This is a genomic window from Binatus sp. (SeqCode) (assembly GCF_050013435.1).
In the GTDB taxonomy this organism is placed as follows: Bacteria; Desulfobacterota; Binatia; order Binatales; family Binataceae; genus Binatus.
The window spans coordinates 22,255-40,043 of record NZ_JBEKFG010000026.1 but is presented as its reverse complement, the minus strand read 5'-3'; the positions used below and the strand labels follow the sequence as shown (position 1 = coordinate 40,043).

General features: G+C 63.3%; 16 protein-coding genes. 11 read left to right on the top strand and 5 right to left on the bottom strand.

Annotated elements, in window-relative coordinates; translation table 11 throughout:
- The 8 genes from ABSB13_RS07345 to ABSB13_RS07310 all read left to right on the top strand — a co-directional run.
- Positions 1–1,179 (top strand): aspartate aminotransferase family protein (locus ABSB13_RS07345; RefSeq protein ID WP_428106974.1); only part of this gene is annotated, 1,179 nt, incomplete at its 5' end.
- Positions 1,180–1,246: 67 nt separating this feature from the next.
- A complete protein-coding gene (locus ABSB13_RS07340; RefSeq protein ID WP_428106971.1) occupies positions 1,247–2,554 on the top strand; it encodes a sensor histidine kinase in 1,308 nt (435 codons plus the stop codon).
- A complete protein-coding gene (gene thiL / locus ABSB13_RS07335) occupies positions 2,551–3,555 on the top strand; it encodes a thiamine-phosphate kinase (protein ID WP_428106969.1) in 1,005 nt (334 codons plus the stop codon). Before ABSB13_RS07340 ends, thiL begins: the two co-directional genes overlap by 4 nt.
- A gap of 9 nt (positions 3,556–3,564) precedes the next feature.
- Positions 3,565–4,779 carry a hemolysin family protein gene (locus ABSB13_RS07330; protein WP_428106966.1) on the top strand — a complete coding sequence of 405 codons (1,215 nt, stop codon included), beginning with the start codon at positions 3,565–3,567 and terminating at the stop codon, positions 4,777–4,779.
- Complete coding sequence (locus ABSB13_RS07325; RefSeq protein ID WP_428106964.1) at positions 4,776–6,062, top strand: hemolysin family protein; 1,287 nt, start codon at positions 4,776–4,778, stop codon at positions 6,060–6,062. The genes ABSB13_RS07330 and ABSB13_RS07325 overlap by 4 nt, the downstream gene beginning before the upstream one ends.
- Entirely contained in the window at positions 6,059–6,829 is a 771-nt protein-coding gene (larB, locus tag ABSB13_RS07320; RefSeq protein WP_428106962.1) for a nickel pincer cofactor biosynthesis protein LarB, read from the top strand. The genes ABSB13_RS07325 and larB overlap by 4 nt, the downstream gene beginning before the upstream one ends.
- Positions 6,829–8,151 (top strand): ABC1 kinase family protein, encoded by a 1,323-nt coding sequence (locus tag ABSB13_RS07315; protein WP_428106960.1) that lies wholly within the window; start codon positions 6,829–6,831, stop codon positions 8,149–8,151. The genes larB and ABSB13_RS07315 overlap by 1 nt, the downstream gene beginning before the upstream one ends.
- The gene (locus ABSB13_RS07310) at positions 8,127–9,017 is read left to right on the top strand and encodes an AlkZ-related protein (RefSeq protein WP_428106958.1); all 891 of its coding nucleotides are present in this window, start codon (positions 8,127–8,129) and stop codon (positions 9,015–9,017) included. Before ABSB13_RS07315 ends, ABSB13_RS07310 begins: the two co-directional genes overlap by 25 nt.
- Positions 9,018–9,139: 122 nt before the next feature.
- On the opposite strand, the gene ABSB13_RS07305 is transcribed toward ABSB13_RS07310, so the two are convergent.
- The gene (locus ABSB13_RS07305) at positions 9,140–9,883 is read right to left on the bottom strand and encodes a ferredoxin--NADP reductase (protein WP_428106956.1); all 744 of its coding nucleotides are present in this window, start codon (positions 9,881–9,883) and stop codon (positions 9,140–9,142) included.
- Positions 9,880–10,314, bottom strand: coding sequence for a 2Fe-2S iron-sulfur cluster-binding protein (locus tag ABSB13_RS07300; protein WP_428106954.1), 435 nt, complete (start codon positions 10,312–10,314; stop codon positions 9,880–9,882). The genes ABSB13_RS07305 and ABSB13_RS07300 overlap by 4 nt, the downstream gene beginning before the upstream one ends.
- A gap of 80 nt (positions 10,315–10,394) precedes the next feature.
- Here ABSB13_RS07300 and lexA point away from each other — a divergent pair, with 80 nt between their 5' ends.
- A complete protein-coding gene (gene lexA, locus ABSB13_RS07295; RefSeq protein WP_428106952.1) occupies positions 10,395–11,003 on the top strand; it encodes a transcriptional repressor LexA in 609 nt (202 codons plus the stop codon).
- A 377-nt stretch (positions 11,004–11,380) separates the two neighbouring features.
- On the opposite strand, the gene ABSB13_RS07290 is transcribed toward lexA, so the two are convergent.
- Positions 11,381–12,214: a sensor histidine kinase gene (locus ABSB13_RS07290; protein WP_428106950.1), complete on the bottom strand. Its 834-nt coding sequence runs from the start codon at positions 12,212–12,214 to the stop codon at positions 11,381–11,383.
- A 303-nt stretch (positions 12,215–12,517) separates the two neighbouring features.
- Between ABSB13_RS07290 and cysK the strand changes: the two genes are divergently transcribed.
- Positions 12,518–13,480: a cysteine synthase A gene (gene cysK / locus ABSB13_RS07285; RefSeq protein WP_428106947.1), complete on the top strand. Its 963-nt coding sequence runs from the start codon at positions 12,518–12,520 to the stop codon at positions 13,478–13,480.
- Positions 13,481–13,492: 12 nt separating this feature from the next.
- A complete protein-coding gene (gene epsC / locus ABSB13_RS07280) occupies positions 13,493–14,446 on the top strand; it encodes a serine O-acetyltransferase EpsC (protein ID WP_428106945.1) in 954 nt (317 codons plus the stop codon).
- A gap of 20 nt (positions 14,447–14,466) precedes the next feature.
- Here epsC and metX read toward each other — a convergent pair whose 3' ends face one another.
- Positions 14,467–16,314: a homoserine O-acetyltransferase MetX gene (gene metX / locus ABSB13_RS07275; RefSeq protein ID WP_428106942.1), complete on the bottom strand. Its 1,848-nt coding sequence runs from the start codon at positions 16,312–16,314 to the stop codon at positions 14,467–14,469.
- An 8-nt stretch (positions 16,315–16,322) separates the two neighbouring features.
- Complete coding sequence (locus tag ABSB13_RS07270) at positions 16,323–17,630, bottom strand: O-acetylhomoserine aminocarboxypropyltransferase/cysteine synthase family protein (protein WP_428106940.1); 1,308 nt, start codon at positions 17,628–17,630, stop codon at positions 16,323–16,325.
- Positions 17,631–17,789: the final 159 nt, after the last annotated feature.

Genomic DNA, 17,789 nt, shown 5'->3' with positions numbered 1-17,789 from the left:
TTCCGCCAGAATCTGGCGCAGACTTCCGACGCACCGATCGGGCTGGAGATATCGCGCGCCGAGGGTTCGTGGCTGGTCGCGTCGGACGGGCGGCGCTATCTCGATTTCATCGCGGGGATCGGCGTCTCTGCCCTCGGCCACGGGCACCCCGAGGTGCTCGCCGCGATCGGGGAGCAGGCGCGCCGCCATCTACACGTCATGGTGTACGGCGAGTACGTGATCGAGAGCCAGGTTATGCTGGCGCGAAGGCTCACCGAGCTTCTCCCGCGGCCGCTCGAGCGCGTGTATTTCACCAACAGCGGGGCGGAAGCGATCGAATGTGCGCTGAAGGTGGCGCGCAAGTTCACCGGACACGCTGGATTCGTGGCGTTTGACGGGGCGTATCACGGTGACACGATGGGCGCGCTTGCGCTGGCGGGAAATCGCGCGATGCGCGAGCCGTTCGGCGCGCTACCCGGCCCGGTGCGGCATCTGCCGTTCGGTGACGAGGGGCCGCTTGCAAAAATCGATTCGACGATCGCGGCGGTGGTTGTCGAGCCGGTGCAGGCCGAGGGCGGCGTGCGCATACCGGAGCCCGGATTCATTCGCGCGCTGCGTGAACGATGCGATCGGGCGGGTGCGATGCTCATCTTCGACGAGGTGCTGACCGGCTTTGGCCGCACCGGCAAGCTGTTCGCGCTCGAGCATTTTGGCGTCGTGCCCGACATTGTCGTGATGGCCAAGGCGCTCGGCGGCGGTCTGCCGCTGGGCGCATTGTGCGCCCGCGACGAGCTGCTTGGCACGCTCTCGCACGATCCGCCGCTTGGACATATAACGACCTTCGGCGGCCATCCGCTTTCGTGCGCAGCCGGACTGGCTGCCCTGAACGTGATCGTGCGCGAGCGCCTGTACGAGCGCGCCGCGACGATTGGCAAGGAGATCGTGCGGCGGCTGCAGGCGATGCGCGCGCCGGAAATCGCGGCAGTGCGCGGTCTCGGGATGCTGGTGGGTATCGAGTTTCGCGATACGGCGCTGGCGCGACGCTTTGTGGCGGCGACTTTAGCGCGTGGGGTGGTTCTGAACTGGACGCTCAACGCGGACAACGTTGTCCGGCTTGCGCCGGTGCTGACGATCGCGCCGGACGAGGTCGATTTTGCGTTGAGCGCGATGGGAAAGGCGCTTGATGAAATCCGGCGCTGAGGTCAGGCTATTTGCGATCATGACAGGGGTTAGAAGCCGCAGAAAAAATTCCGGGGGAGCCTGATTGGTGGAGCAAGTCAAAAGCGACGACCGATCCGCGCTGACCTATCCCGAGTTCGGCCGCGCCACGTCGAAGTTCATCTGGACCGAGGATGACGAGGATTCGCTGCGAGTTCTGAAACTCGGCGGCGCGGTCGGAATCTTCATGCTGCTGGCGTACCTTGCGTACGATCAGCAGGTGCGTGGAGCGTATGCGCCGGGGGCAGGCTTGCACTGGCTGACCCTGGGCACGACCTGCCTGTTCTTCGCGATGACGTGGACGCGCTGGTTCAAGCGCCGTTGGAAATCCTTGGTCATGCTGTTCATCCTGTTTGTGATCGCGATGTTCGTCCTGACCAGCCGAGTGACGGGAAACCCCGAGTCGCGCTTTATCACGATCATGCTGTGTCCGCTGGTAACCGCGGCGTTCGTGATCTGGAGCACGCGCTGGCAGCTTGCGATGGCTGTGATGGCGCTACTGAGCTACGCGGCGGGCGAGTACCTGGTGCCAATCGCAACGCCATACGGGATATACCGATGGATGGGTCTGATCGCCGCGGTGATCCTTGCTCAATACGCAGCGATTTTCATCGGCCGATTCCGCCGCCGCCTCAGGAAACAGGTGCAGGACCTGGAGGAAGCCGCGCGGTTTCGGCAGACGCAAATCGCGACGATGGCGCATGACATTCGCAGTCCGGTCGCGGCGCTGAGCGGCTATGTCAATCTGCTCGAGGAGGCGGACATCAGCCCAAAGGAGCGGACGGACCTGCTCGAAAGAATCGGCTCGACGGCGTGGAACATGGACCTGGTGGTGAGCAACGCGCTCGACTACTACGAGGTGCAGGATAACGACATCATCCCGGCGCCGGCCGAACTGGATCCGAACCAGGTGCTCAGCGACGTCGCGGGGGATTGTGCCCTGCAAGCGCGGCGGCGGCGCCTGAATCTCCGCGTCGAGATCGCGCGGCTGCCGGCGTGCAACCTCGACCGGCGTCATTTCGAGCGGATCGTGAAAAACATGATCGCGTATGCGATCGGAAGGATAGCGAGCGGCGAAGTCGGGTTGCGCGCGCGGATGCGCAATGAATCGATCGTGGTCGAGGTCACCGACAGTGGCCCGGCGCTTTCAACGGCGGATATGGAAACGTTGTTCGAGCGCCCCAACAAAGATGGCGATCGTGGCGCGGTGCGCGGACTCGGATTGTACATCGCGCGCGCGATGGCGGAAGCGGCCGGCGGCCGGGTCGAGGCCCGCTTCGCGGACGGCCGGCGTGGACTGACGCTGATCGCGGAATTGCCGCTTGAAGCGCAACCACCGAAAGCGCATACGCCGTGAGCAAACTGCCCGACGCATCCGGTAAACCGTCCAGCGAATTCGAACTGATCGCGCGACTGAGCGCGGGGATCCGTCTCAGCCGCCGCACGATCCTCGGCGCCGGCGACGATTGCGCAATTGTTTCGCGGCCGCGCGGGCAGACGCTGTTTACGATCGATAGCCTGGTCGAGAATGTTCACTTCGATCTGCGCTGGGGCACTGCGCAAGCGCTTGGTGCGCGCGCACTCGCGGTCAACTTGAGCGACATCGCGGCGATGGGCGGGCGTCCGACTGCTTGCGTCGTTAACCTGGCCGTGCGCGAGGGAATTGCGGCGCGAACGCTCGAACGGATTTACGCGGGGCTGCGCGATGCGGCGCGCGAAGCCTCCACGGATATCGTGGGCGGCAATATTACCCGCGCGCGCGAGCTGTCGATCACGATCGCGATGCTCGGCGAGGTCGGGCGCGCTGCGATGCGACGGGATACGGCGCGTCCCGGCGACGAGATCTTCGTGACCGGCACGCTCGGCGATGCGGCGCTCGGCTGGCGCATCCTGGCGCGCAAGCTGAAGCCGCGTGGCAATGCGAAAAAAGATCGCGCCGCAAGAAAATATCTCGTCGAGCGATTCCTGCGTCCGCAAGCGCGGCTGTATCCGGGGCAACGCCTGGCGGCGCTCAGGCCCGCGCCGGCCGCGATCGACGTGAGCGACGGATTCATGCAGGACCTGGGGCATATCCTCGAACGAAGCGGCGTCGGCGCCGACATCGACGCGTCGCGAATCCCGCTCTCGCCGGCGTACCGTGCTCTGATGGGCGGCAATCTCGTTCACGCGCTCACGGGCGGCGAGGATTACGAACTGATCTTCTGCGCAAGGCCCGGCCTCCACGAATCCGAACTGTCGCGCCGCTTGCGCGTCGGGGTGCGGCGAATCGGCACGATCGTTCGGGGCAGGCGCGTGAACCTGATTGGTGATAGCGCACCGATTATCGCAGGATGGGATCAGCTGCGATCGCGCGGTTAGATAGAAGCGATGATGTTCATGCTGCCGCTCGCGGTCCTGGCGCTTATTGTGCTGAGCGCCACGCTGGCCGCGTCCGAGACCGCGCTGTTCTCGATGGCGCGGTTGGAGCACACCCGCGAGCAGCTGAGCCTTTCCGTGCGGAACGCGCTCGACCGTCTGATGCGCCGGCCGCTCGAGTCGTTGATCGTCATTATCGGGCTGAACGAAGCGTGCAACATCTTCGCCGACTGCCTCGCGACGATCATTGCGCTGGCGTGGCTCGGCGATAAATGGGGACCGATCGTCGCGGCGCCGGCGATGCTCGCGGTCGTACTTTTGTTCTGCGACATTACGCCGAAGACGTTCGCACTCGGATTTCCGGCCGCGCTGACGTGGATCACCGCGCGGCCGCTGGCGGCGCTCGCCGATTTTGTTCATCCGTTCGCGCGGCATATCACGCCGCTGGAGCAAGCGCCGCGCCCGGGCCCGGTCTCCGAGGCGGAGTTCAAGACGCTGCTCAGGCTCGGCGAGAACCAGGGACAGGTTGAACCCGCCGAGCGTGCGATGATTCATCGCGTGTTTGACTTCGGTGCGCGGCGCGCGACGGAGGTGATGACGCCGCGGGAGCGAATCTTCTCGCTCGACATCGAGATGCCGGTGGCGCAGCTGGTGGCGGAAATCGCGCACGAAAATTTCTCGCGCGTGCCGGTCTATCGCCACAGCCAGGACAATATTGTCGGAATTCTGCACGCCAAGGACTTCGCGGCGCGCCGCCTGGAGCCATCGCCGCCGCGCGTGGAGCGCCTGGTGCGGCCGGCGTATTTTGTTCCGCCGGGCAAGCTGCTCGGCGATTTATTTGAAGAGATGCGCCGCGGGCGCTTCCAGATCGCGCTGGTGGTCAACGAGTACGGCCGCCTGCTTGGTCTGGTGACGCTCGAAGATCTGCTCGAGGAATTATTCGGCGAGATTCGCGACGAGTTCGAAAGCGAGATTCCCGAGCTCACGAAAATATCCGACCACGAATGGTCGGCGTCGGGTGCAATCGCCCTGGGCAAGCTGGCGGACACGCTCGCTCCGGCGCGCATTATCGAAGTCTATGGCGGTGGCAAGACGCTGAGCAGCCTGATCCTGCGCAGGCTCGGGCGCGTGCCGCGCGCGGGAGAGAAGCTGAGGCTCGGCGAATTCGACGCCACCATCGAGCGCGTGCGCGGCGCGACCGTCGAGCTGGTGAGGCTGCATCGATGACGATGGCCGTGCTGATCGTCGCGCTGGTTGGATGCCTCGTGGTGCAGGCGTTTTTCGCCGCCTCAGAGATCGCATTGGTTTCAGCGGACGATTTGAAAGTTCGCGCCGGGAGCGAAGGCGGGCACGAGCGATCGCGAATGCTCGGCGAATTGTTGGGCAATCGCGATCGTTTGCTGGCGCTGACGCTGACCGGCACCAACCTCGCTACGGTTGTCGCGGCGGTACTGCTCACCAGCTTCCTGCATCAAACCCGGCCGCACCTGGTTTATCTCGCGCCATTTATTTTGACCCCGATTACTTTGGTGCTGGGCGAATGGATACCCAAGCTGCTGACGCTTGGGAATCCGCACGCGTTTGCGCTGTTCGCCACGCGGCCGTTGCGTTTGCTTGCGACCGTGCTCGCGCCGCTGCTCGGCGCAGAGACTGTTCTGAGCCGATTGCTTCGCCGGCTTGCCGGTGTGCCGGCCGATGCCGGGAGCGTGTTCCTGAGCCGCGAAGATTTGGCGCGCCTGATGCGGCGACGGCCGGGCGACGCATCCGAGCAGCGGCCCGACGCCATCCTGCCCGCCGAGCAACTGATGATCAGCCGGATCTTTCGCTTCTCGCAAGCCGATGCGCGCAAGGCGATGGTGCCGCTGGTCGGTGTCGATGCGGTCCCGGAGGAAACCCCGCTTGCGGCGGTGATCGAAACTGTGCGCCGCGAGGGGTTCAGCCGTATCCCGGTCTTCCGGCGTCGAATCACGGACATCGTTGGCGTCGTCCATGTCTTCGATCTTTTGCAAGCGCCCGACCTCAGCCGCCCGGTGAGCGACGTGATGCGGCCGGTCAGTTATTTTCCGGAATCGATGCCGCTCGACGAGGTGCTCGTGGCGATGCAACGCACCGGGGAAAATCTGGCCGTGATCGTCGATGAGTACGGCGGCTCGGCTGGAATTCTGACGCTGGAGGACCTGATCGAGGAGATCGTCGGCAACATCGAGGACGAACACGACCTTGGCGAGGAGCTGGCCAAAATAGTCAGTCCGCGCGTGCTGTCCGTGATCGGACGCGCGCCGATCGCGGAACTCAACGAGCACTTCGGCCTGAAGCTTTCAGAGGCGGATGAGTATGCTACCATCGGCGGGCTGGTGGTCGAACGACTCGGGCATATTCCCAAGCCCGGCGAAAAATTAATCGAGGGCGACTTGACGATCACTGTCACCCGCAGCGACGCACGGGCGGTGCGCGAACTGATGTTGACACTTGCGCATCCGATCCGCCCCGAACTTCTAAAGCGGCGATGACCGAAAAGCGAATCCGCCAAATCCTCGACGATGTTGCCGCGGGCAGCATGACTCCCGCCGCGGCGTTCAAACTCATCGGCGAGTTGCCGTTCGAGGATCTTGGATTTGCCAAGCTCGACAGCCACAGGAGCGTCCGCCGCGGCATTCCCGAAGCGGTTTTCGGCGAGGGCAAGACGGCGGATCAGCTCGTGGCGATCGGGCGGCGCGTGCTCGCGTCAGGAACCAATCTCATAATTACGCGGCTGGCCGCGGACAAGGCGCGCATCGTCAAACGCAAAATTCGCGCGCTGGTGTACCATCGCGACGCGCGGATTGGCGCGGTGGTGAAGGAGCGCCGCAAGCCGTCGGGACGCGGTATCGTGATGGTGCTGAGCGCGGGCACCTCCGACATTCCGGTAGCCGAGGAAGCCGCGCTGTGCGCCGAGCTGTTTGGAAATCGTGTGGCGCGGGTTTACGACGTCGGCGTCGCGGGAATTCATCGCCTGACTGCGAACCTCGAAGTGATCCGTGACGCAAGCGTGCTTATTGTCGTCGCCGGCATGGAAGGCGCCCTGCCCTCGGTCGTCGCGGGCCTGGTGGACAAGCCCGTGATCGCCGTGCCGACCAGCGTGGGCTACGGCGCGTCGATGGGCGGGCTGGCCGCGCTGCTGGGAATGCTGAATTCGTGCGCGAGCGGCGTCACCGTCGTCAACATCGACAATGGGTTTGGCGCGGCGCTGGCGGCGACGCTGATCAACCGGGTGGGAATCGAGCGCGACGGCAGCTGATGACGAAACGCACGTCAATCACCAGCGGGCGCGCGCGACGCGCGATGAAGATGGGCGAGCTCGCGTCGCAAGTCGGCTCCAGTTACTTGTGGAATCAACTGCGGCGCCCGTTTCTGAGCGCGCCCGCGCGCGATCGCGAGCTGCTGGAAACTCACATCCGCAACGCGCAGCGAATTGTCGAAAGCTCCAAGCAGCTTCGCGGCGCGTTCATGAAGCTGATCCAGATGCTTTCGATTCGCAGGGACCTGCTGCCGGGTGAGGCGCTCGACGTGCTGCGGACGACGCAATCGAACGTGCCGCCGATGAGCTACGCGACTATCTCGGAACAGATTCACAGTGAGATTGGCAAGCGGCCCGAAGTGCTCTTCAGGAGTTTCGACCAGACCGCGTTTGCCGCCGCGTCGCTCGGACAGGTGCATCGCGCGATCACGCGCGACGGTATCGACGTCGCGGTGAAGATTCAGTATCCGGGCGTCGAGGATACCGTCGAGCAGGATCTGGGCAATCTCAAACTGCTGTTGCGCACGCTGCAGGCGCTCGGCCATGACGTGATGCGCCAGCAAATCGACACCGCCAAGGTGTACAAGGAACTCGAGCAGCGCCTGCGCGAAGAGCTCGACTACGTGAACGAAGCGCGCAACATGGTGGAGTTCGGCCGGCGTCTCGGCGCGGATCGCGAGATCATGATTCCGCACTTCATCAAGGAGCTGAGTTCGCGGCGCGTGCTGACGATGACCTACATCGACGGCTATCCGCTGGCAGACGTGATGGGACCGGAGGTCGATTTCGATTTGCGTGAATGGGTCGCGAGAAAGATTCACGAGTTCGCGTGGCGGCAGATTCTGGAATTCGGGATGCTGCACACGGATTTTCATCCGGGCAACTACCTGGTGAGCCACCATCCGCGCCTGGGCGTGCTCGACTTCGGCTCGATTCGGCGCTTCCCGGAACCGGTGCGCAAGGCGCACCTGCAAGTCGCGCGCGCGATTCTGAGCGGCGACGACAAATCGCTGGGGGCGGCGATGGTCAAGCTGGGTTACCTCGGTCGCGATCAGGATCCGGCGCCGATGGTCAGAATCATCCACCTCCTGTTCGAGCCGATGATGGTGGATCGCGCCGTCGATCCTCTCGAATACGATACGGTCGGCAAGGCGGCCAAGGTCGGTGAGCTTGCGCTGCAGAATCGGCTCTACCAATCGCCGCCGCACAGCGTGTTTCTGATTCGCGCGCTGATCGGGCTGGAGGGAATCACGCGCGGTCTGGCGGTGAAGACCAACTACCGGCGGATCCTTGCGGATTGCGTCGAGCGAATTTCGGGATGATCGATCCCGCCGGGGTTGATAATCCGGGGATTCTCGACGCGCTCGAGCGCCATCGCGACTTTCACTTCAGGCGGGTCGTATCGCGGCGCGTGACCGGCGAGAAGAGCGCGCTCAAATTCATCGACGAGGTCGGATTTTGCACCGGATTCACGGCCGGTATGGGTGTGCCGTGCCTGCGCGAGGCGATCGCGGGAACGCGTGAACCCGCACTGCCAGAGCACATCCAGCACGACTACGCGATCGGGATGACGTGGCGGATAAAGGACGCGTTGCCGCAGCGCCGCGCGGTGTATTACGGCAAAGTGATCGCGCGACGCCCCAGCTTCATCGCGCGCGAGATGCTGGGCGCGTTTCTCAAGCTTCGCGTCGAGCCGGGCGGCTATCGCAAGCTTTACGAACGCGGCGGACTGTCGCATTGCGGCAAACTGGTGATGGACACTCTCTCCAGGCGCGGCGCGGCCGAGACTCGCGTGCTGAAGCTCTCGAGCGGCTACGCGCAACCGTCGCGCCGCGCGGTGTTCGACCGTGCGATGGCGGAGCTGCAGGAAAAATTTCTCGCGCTCAAAGTGGACGAGCGCGCCGATCCGTTCAGCTACGTGTGGGACACGATGGGGCATCGATGGCCTGACGCGATTGCCGAGGCCCGGACGCTCACGCGGATGCAGGCGGCGTACGCGATCGTCGCCAGATATTTCGAGACCGCGGCATTCGGCAGTGAGCGCGCGATCGCGCGAATCCTGGGAATCGATCCGGCGCTGGTCGAAGCTGCGGCGCGCCGACTCGAGCGCGAGGGGACGATCGCGCGCGGCGTGAGAATCGACGGGCCCCCCGGTCCGGTCAGTATGCTCTCCAAGTTCGCGCCCTAGCGGGATGTTGAAAACTTCGGCTCCCCCCTCACCCTTCTAACAGGGCTCCGCGCGCCCGAAGCAATCGCCGCGCCCGCCAACGGCGGGCGGCCTTAACGGTGGGTGCAGGGCTCAGCCCTGCATCACCACTGCTCGTAGCGCACGGCGCGGCGCTCGTAGCCTGCCCCACGGAGCAGGTCGCGCAATCGAATCACGCCCTTGCCGACGCCACAGATATAGAACTGGCGCGTGCGATCGGCGTCGCCAATAACCCATCGCGCTTGCGCCAACTCGAACAGACGGTCGTAGATTTTTTCGGGAGGCGCGATCACGGTCTCGTACGAAAAATTCGCCGCCGTCCGCGCCAATTCGTCGAGTTCGGCGGCGTACAGGATGTGCTCGCGATCCGGCGCCGCGTAAATCAAATGGATCTTCGGCGGCGCAGCTTCGCGCGACGATGAAGCGAGCGCCCGTTTCAGCATCGGGCGAATCGGCGCGATCGCCGTTCCCTCCGCGATAAAGCCGGCTTCCACCGCTGGCGCGCGCTCGATCGTGAAGGCGCCTAACGGCCCGCTGAAATCGATCGTGTCTCCCACCCGCCGCTCGAACATCCATCCGACGCCGCGCCCGCCCGCGACGCGATTGAAGCAAATCTCGAATGGGCCGCGGTCTTCGGGATCCGACGCGATCGAGTAGGGACGCGAGCGGGTTTCGTCGCCGAGCGGAATCGTTATCGAGATGAACTGGCCGGGGATAAATCGCAGATGCTTGCCGCTGGTGAGCGAGAGAAAAAGCGAGCGGGTGTCAGACGCGTGATCGAAAATCCTCTCGACGCGGGCATTGAGCGCCGCGCGCATGCCAGCGGCTGGAGGTGGGTCGGCCGTCATTCCTCGGCCGCCTCGCTGACCTGGTTAATCGTGTAGCGCGGGATTACAACGACGATTTCCGCGTCGGGATCCTCGATGACGGCCTGGCATCCCAGCCGCGAAGTCGGAGTGAGCCCCGGCGCCTTGTCGAGCAGATCTTCTTCCTGCTCGCTGGATTCGCCAAGCTTGTTGAATCCATCCAGCACGATCACGTGGCAGGTCGTGCACGCGCAATTGCCGCCGCATGCGTGCTCTAGATGGACGCCGTGACCCAGCATCACGTCGAGTATCGAGCCCGGCTTGCCGTCGTGATGGAACGGCGCCTTGGCGGGGTCGAACTCGATTACTTTTTCGGGTTCGCCGTTTTCGAATTGGATTCGCAGTTTCGCCATCGGATTCAGGTCGTAATTGAGATTATGCGCTGCGCCGAGACGGCGAAACCGCCCCTGCATCGTTGAGCCTTCCGCGCTTGCATCTTCGCCTGATTTTCGCCATCATTTGCCATCGCACAGGCGAATGGGGAGAAGACCCAATGGCGACGCTGACCAAGCGGCAGAAGCAGCTAATCGACTACCTGAACGACTATATCAGGGAACACGGCTACGCACCCACGCTGGCCGAAGTTGGGCAATACTTCGGCTTGTCATCGCTCGCCACCGTGCACAAGCATCTGCACAACCTCGAGCAGAAGGGGTTTATCACGCGCCAGCACAATCACAGCCGGGCGCTCGAGGTCGCGGCGTCGGAGAAGCATGAAACGGCCAAGGCGATCCGATTGCTCGGCACCGTTGCGGCGGGCGCGCCGATCGAGGCGGTCGAGAACAACGAAACCATCAGCGTGCCCGACGAGTTCATCCGGCGCGACAATACATTTTGTCTGCGGGTGAAGGGCGACTCGATGATCGAAGACGGCATCCGCGACGGCGATTACATAATCGTCGAAGGCCGCGACAGCGCCGACAACGGCGAGACGGTGGTCGCACTGATCGGCAACGAGGCGACGGTCAAGAAGTTCTACCGCGAGTCGGGCGGACAGATCCGGCTGCAGCCGGCCAACTCCGCGATGCAACCGATCATGGTCGGCGAGAGCGAGCTGGCGATTCGCGGCGTCGTGGTCGGCCTGATGCGTCACTACCGCTAAGCACGCCTCGCGCGCACGGCATACGAACGGGGAACTTGATTATAGTGAAACCCGCCTGGGTTTCACACTTCCTTGGGCAGGGGTGACCCCTGCACCGCAGTGAGAAGACGCGAAAATCTGCGCAGCGCATCTTTTCGCGACTACGCGATGGGCGGGGCTGAGCCCTAGCCGTGGCGATGGCAGCGCAGTATTAAGCCGTTGGCAGGGGCCGCGCGCGACAACGGAGGGCGGCCTTAATACCGGGTGCAGGGCTCAGCCCTGCACGGCCACCGGTAACCCCTGCACATTCGTAGTAAGAAAAAGCAAAGATGCGGGACTTCGTCCCTGTTAGGAAGGGCTTTGGGGAGACAAACGACTGACCGTCGAAGGGCGGTAACTTACGTGCGGATTGAACGAGGAGCGTCGGCAATTGGGTCCGCGATGGGGATGATGACGATAAACACGGTGCCCTGCGGAAGCGCGGCCTTGACGATAATCTTTGCGCCGAGCACTTCCACATTGCGCTGAACAACGGCGAGACCCAGGCCCATTCCGCGGTGACTGCGGATACTCGAGTGCGAAAGCTGAGCGCAGCGTTCGAATGCCTGCGCGAGCATCGCGGCTTCGATACCAGGTCCGGTGTCGCGGACTTCCAGCTCAACTGCGGAGCCGAGTTGGGAGGTTACCGCCCGGTGAACCCCGATGGTCACGCTGCCTCGATCGGTAAACTTGATCGCGTTGATCGCGAGGTTGAGCAGTATCGACTTGATTGGCCGTCGCCGCGAGCGAAAAACCGTGGGCGCGGTTTCGAGTTCGAATCTGATTTCCAGGCGCTTGGAATCGTTGGCAGCCTCGAGCGCCGGAGCCAGTTCTCCAATCAGATCCTGGAGGCGGATTTCCTCTTCGCCTGCCGCCTCAGCCATCGCGTCCGCGACCGAAAAGTCCATCACGTTTTCGACCGTTTGCGCCAGATCGTGCGCGTTGGCATTCATGCGCTCGATAATTTGCTGGTGGCGGGCGCCGATTTCTTCGCTCAACTCGTCGCGCAGGATGTCGAGATAGCCGAGGATCGCCTGCAGCGGCGAGCGAAGCTCGTGCGCAAGATTGGCTAGCGCCTCCATGTGCAGCCCCTGCTCCCATTGAACCGCCTGCATTCTCGAGCGGATTCCTTCGCTCGCAGCCGGCTCGACGGTTGCAATGCTCGCGTGACGATTATTTGACAGATTCGACAACTGCTTCTTTCCGATTCCTGGCTGGCTTCGCTACGCAGCGAATTTTCTCTGCGAGCTATGCGCGCCAACTGCTATCTACGCTGAAGCAAAGGAGCGGGAAGGTGAATCGGAAAATCACCCGGATCGCAAGGGAAAAGTACCTAGTAAGCGGGAAAGATTACCTAGCTGGACCAGCTTGAGTCAGCTCCGCCAGCCGTATAACTATTAGTTTTTGTGTCAAATTTGTTTAAGTGTAAATGTTAGGTGTAAATGTATTGGATGGCGCCGCACCGGAGCGCGCCACAGACTGTGAAGGAGAACCCCATGCCCCATTGGTACGAGGACAATTCAAAATCTATCGGGCATACACCGCTGGTACGGCTCAACCGTGTCATCGATGGGGCCCCGGCTACGGTGCTTGCGAAGATTGAGGGGCGCAACCCCGCCTATTCCGTCAAATGCCGAATCGGCGCCGCGATGGTTTGGGATGCCGAACGTCGTGGCCTGCTGGGCCCCGGCAAGGAACTCGTCGAGGCGACCAGCGGGAACACGGGGATCGCGCTTGCCTTCGTCGCCGCGGCCCGTAATCTCCCGCTGACTTTAACCATGCCGGACACGATGAGTATCGAGCGCCGCAAATTGCTGATCGCGTACGGCGCGAAGCTGGTGCTCACGGAGGGGGCCAAGGGCATGAACGGAGCGATCGCCAAGACCGAGGAAATCAAGGCGTCGGCACCTGATCGCTACGTGCTTATGCAGCAGTTCAAGAACCCCGCGAATCCCGCGATTCACGAGAAGACGACCGGACCGGAAATATGGGACGACACCGAAGGCGCCGTTGATATTTTTGTGTCAGGCGTGGGCACCGGCGGCACTATCACCGGAGTCTCGCGCTACATCAAGCGCACCAAAGGAAAGCCGATTATTTCGGTCGCGGTCGAGCCGGCCGCGAGTCCCGTGCTCAGGCAGTTTCGAGCGGGCGAGCCGCTCAAGCCCTCGGCGCATAAGATTCAAGGTCTCGGCGCCGGATTCGTGCCGGAAATCCTGGATCTCTCGCTGGTTGACGAAATCGAACCGGCTACCAACGAGGAGTCCATCCATTACGCGCTGCGCCTGGCACGCGAGGAGGGGATAATCTCGGGTATTTCGAGCGGGGCCGCCGTGGCGGTAGCCGCGCGGATCGCCAAGCGCCCGCAAAACGCGGGCAAGACGATCGTCGTCATACTGCCCGACTCCGGCGAGCGGTACCTGAGTACCACCCTGTTCGAGGGTCTCTTCGATAGCTGATGGAGCGGGAAATTGAAACCGCGAGATGAGGAAGACGGTAGCGGCGGGATTGCAGGCTCGGATTGGAAGCTCGACAGGATCGTCGCCGAGCTGCGCGCCTCGCGCGCCGGATCGCAAGCGGGAGACAAACACGAGCAAGCCGCCCCGCTGCCGTCGAGGAAGGCGGTGGCACGCATCGTCGACGGGCTGTTCGCGGCGCTTTTCCCCACGCACTTCGTTCTGCCGGACCTTACCGACGAGGGTATCGATTACTTTGTCGGGCAAACCCTCGATGCGACGCTGCGTTCGCTGGTCAACCAGGTGCGCCTGGAACTGCAATTTGCTGCCCGGCAACCGGACCAGACCAGTCGCGATCAAGCACAACAGGCAACCCGGATAACCCGCGAGTTTGCCGCACGTCTGCCGGAGGTGCGTGCCTTGCTCGAAAACGATATTTTGGCTGCCTACCAGGGCGACCCCGCGGCCAAGAGCGTCGAAGAGGTACGGGTCTGCTACCCCGGCATCTGGGCCATCACCCATCATCGCCTCGCTCACCAACTCTCTCTGCTCGGTGTCCCGCTGCTCGCCCGCATCATCGCGGAGCTTGCGCATTCGGCAACCGGCATCGATATCCACCCGGGGGCGAAGATCGGCGCGAGTTTTTTCATCGACCACGGCACCGGCGTGGTCATCGGAGAGACGGCAATCATCGGCCGGCGGGTGCGCTTGTATCAGGCCGTCACGCTGGGGGCGAAGAGCTTTCCGGTTGGCGGAGACGGCACGCTGATCAAAGGCATCCCCAGGCATCCCATCGTGGAAGACGACGTCGTGATCTATGCCGGCGCGACGATCCTCGGCCGGGTCACCATCGGCCGCGGCTCGACGATCGGCGGCAACGTCTGGCTCACGCGCAGCGTGCCGCCCGGCAGCAACATCACGCAGGCGCAGGTGCGCAGCGAGGAGTTCGATAAAGGCGCCGGGATCTGAACGGGCGCCATCGCGGCGTTTCAGGCGCTGATGAAGAACATTGCGATGTCGGCGTTGAGGTTCGGGTCGTCGTGGACTTCCTGGCCCGATTCGCTGTTCAGGCAGATCTCGCGCAGCACCCGAACGCCGATTGCATGGCAGAGCTCACGAACATCGACGATCGAAGCGAATCGACGATTCGGGGTGTCGTACCATTCGTAGCCGTAAAGCCCCGCCAGCTTGGGTGAGCGGCCCAGTTCGTAATACATCTCCCGCATCTTGCGATACGCGAAATTCGGAAAGCTGACGATGCCAAGCCCGCCGACGCGGGTGATCTCGCGCAGGATGCCTTTGGTGTCTTCGATGCACTGCAAGGCCTGCGAGAGCACGACCACGTCGAAATGCCGATCGCGAAAGCCCGTCAATCCGCGGTTGAGGTCGGCATGGATGACGTTCAGTCCGCGCCGTACGCAGGCGAGGACGGCCTTTTCGTCCACCTCCACGCCCACGACGCGGGAGTGGCCCCTGGCGACGAGTTCGGACATCAGTTGGCCGCTGCCGCATCCCAAGTCCAGCACGCTGCTGTCGAGCGGAATCTGATCCATCAGGATTCGCAGATCCACGCGGTCGCCCTGAAAAAATGTGCCCGATGACGGCGTTGGCGCCGGCGCCTGGCTACGTTCGACGACCTTCGGCGTCGCGGATAGATTGGCAAAGAAGCCACGGATCATCCCGCCGTAAGTCTCGACACTGTCGCCGAGCAGGAATGCGTCGTGGCCGCTGGAGCTGGTAACCTCGCAATACGACACGGGCTTGTCCAGCGCCAGCAGGGCGTCGGCGATCTCGCGGCCCTCTTCGGGCGGGAACAGCCAATCGCTGCTGAAACTTATCACCAGCCACTGGCACTGCGATGGCGCGAGCGCCGCCTGCAGCGCCGCGGGCGTATCGCCCACGTCAAACATGTCCATCATCATCGACAGCGTGACGTAGCTGTTCGCGTCAAACCGCTCGACAAATCTGTCGCCCTGGTAACCCAGGTAAGCGCCGACCGAAAACTTCTTTTCAAACGCCGTGGCGACCTTCCGCGGACGCAGGCGGCTGGGGCCGAATTTCGCGGTCATCGATTCGCGCGACAGGTACGTGATGTGCCCGAGCATCCGCGCCAGCGCCAGGCCCACCGCCGGCCCCTGCTCTCCGTAGTATCGCCCGCCGTGATAGTGCGGGTCGTGCATGATCGCATTGCGTGCGACCACGTCGAACGCCAGCGCCTGGCTGGTCAGCCGCGGCGCGGTCGCCAGCGCCACGCATCCACGCACCCGCTGGGGATAGCGGGTTGCCCAGGTGATCGCCTGATGACCGCCCATCGAGCCGCCGATCACCGCCAGCAGCCTGCCCACGCCGAGGTGGTCGACGAGCCGCCGCTGCACCTCGACGGTGTCGGCAATGGTCACGGTGGGAAAGTCCGCCGCATACGGATGGCCGGTGTGCGGGTCGATGCTGTTGGGGCCGGTAGTGCCGCGGCATCCGCCCAGGATGTTGGCGCAGATGACGTAGTAGCGGTCGGTATCGATGAACCGGCCCGGGCCCACGACGATATCCCACCATCCGGGAGAATCCGCGTCGTCGTGCCGGGCCACGTGCGAGTCGCCGCTGATGGCGTGGCAGATCAGGACGGCGTTGTCGCCCGCCTCGTTCAGATTCCCCCAGGTCTCGTAAGTAACGGTGACCGACGGCAGTTCGCCGCCGAGTTCCAGTTTGAGCGCAGTGTCGAAGGCAACCTGCCTGGCATGCCGCAGCGGCGCTGCGGAACGGACCGCATCGCTGCTATCGAAATCGCCCTGCCCTGGCTTGGGCTGATGGGCGAGCGGCTGCGTGGCATTTCTATCCACTGGCTCGTTTACCGTTGCGATCCTTTCAGCGCCTGATCGAGGTCCGCGGTGATGTCCGCGATGTCCTCGATCCCCACTGACAGGCGAACGTACTCGGGCGTCACGCCGGTCTGGACCTGTTCTTCAGCCGTGAGCTGCGAGTGCGTGGTCGTTGCCGGATGGATGATCAACGATTTCGCATCGCCGATATTCGCCAGATGGCTGAACAGTTTGACCCCGTTGATCAGTTTGACGCCGGCCGGTTTGCCGCCCTTGATGCCGAAGCCGACGATCGCGCCCTGGCCGTCGGGCAGGTACTTCTTCGCGTTGGCATAGTCAGGATGGCTGGGCAGGCCCGGATAATTCACCCATTCCACGGCAGGATGCGTCTCCAGAAACTTCGCCACCGCCAGCGCGTTTTCGGAGTGCCGCCGCAGCCGCAGGTGCAGCGTCTCCAGCCCCAGCAGGGTCAGGAAGGATCCAAACGGGCTCTGGCAGGCGCCAGTGTCGCGCAGCCAGTGGGTGCGGATGTGCAGGATGTAGGCGATATTGCCGATGGGCCGCAGCGCCTCCTCGAACACCATCCCGTGGTACGAGGGGCTGGGCGCGCAGAATTCCGGCCACTTCTGTGGCTCTTTGGCCCACGGAAACTTGGCGCTGTCGACAATCGCGCCGCCAATGTGGACGCCATGGCCGGCGATGAACTTCGTCGTCGAATACACGACGATGTCGAAGCCGTGCTCGATCGGACGGAACAGGGCCGCAGTGAGCGCCGTGTTGTCGATGATCGTGGGCAGACCGTGGTGGTGCGCCAGATCGGTGATCTTGCGATAGTCCGGCACGTCGTTCTTCGGGTTGCCGGGCGTCTCGAGGTACACCGCACGGGTGTTTTTGTCCACCAGCTTGCTGATTTCCTCGGGCCGCTTGGGATCGAAGAACCGGACCTCAATGCCGAGCTGCTTGAACGTCTGGGTGAACAGCGTCCACGTCCCGCCGTATAGACTGTTGGCGGAGATGAAGTTTTGCCCCGCATGCACGATCGTCAGCAGGGACGCAGTGATTGCCGCCTGGCCGCTGGCAAACGCCAGCCCCGCGGCGCCACCGTCGAGCGCAGCCAGGCGCTTTTCGAGGACGTCGTTGGTCGGGTTCATCAACCGCGAGTAGATGTTCCCGAACTCTTTGAGCGCGAACAGGTTCGATGCGTGTTCCGTGTCGTTGAACAAATACGACGAGGTCGCGTAAATCGGCACGGCCCGTGCGTTGGTGGTGGGATCCTTCTCTTGTCCGGCGTGAAGCGCGAGCGTGCCCAGGCGATATTTGGAATTACTGTCTGCCATTAGCTTCCCCAATACATAGATTCGATCATTTGGCCGATTTTATAAGATAAACGAGGTTTCGTGATAGACGTGCGTCAAGCGCGCCCCGCGTCGTGCGCGACGGCTCGCGAGGCCTCGACGGTCGCGCTGACCGGCGACGCATCCGCATTGCAGGCCCGG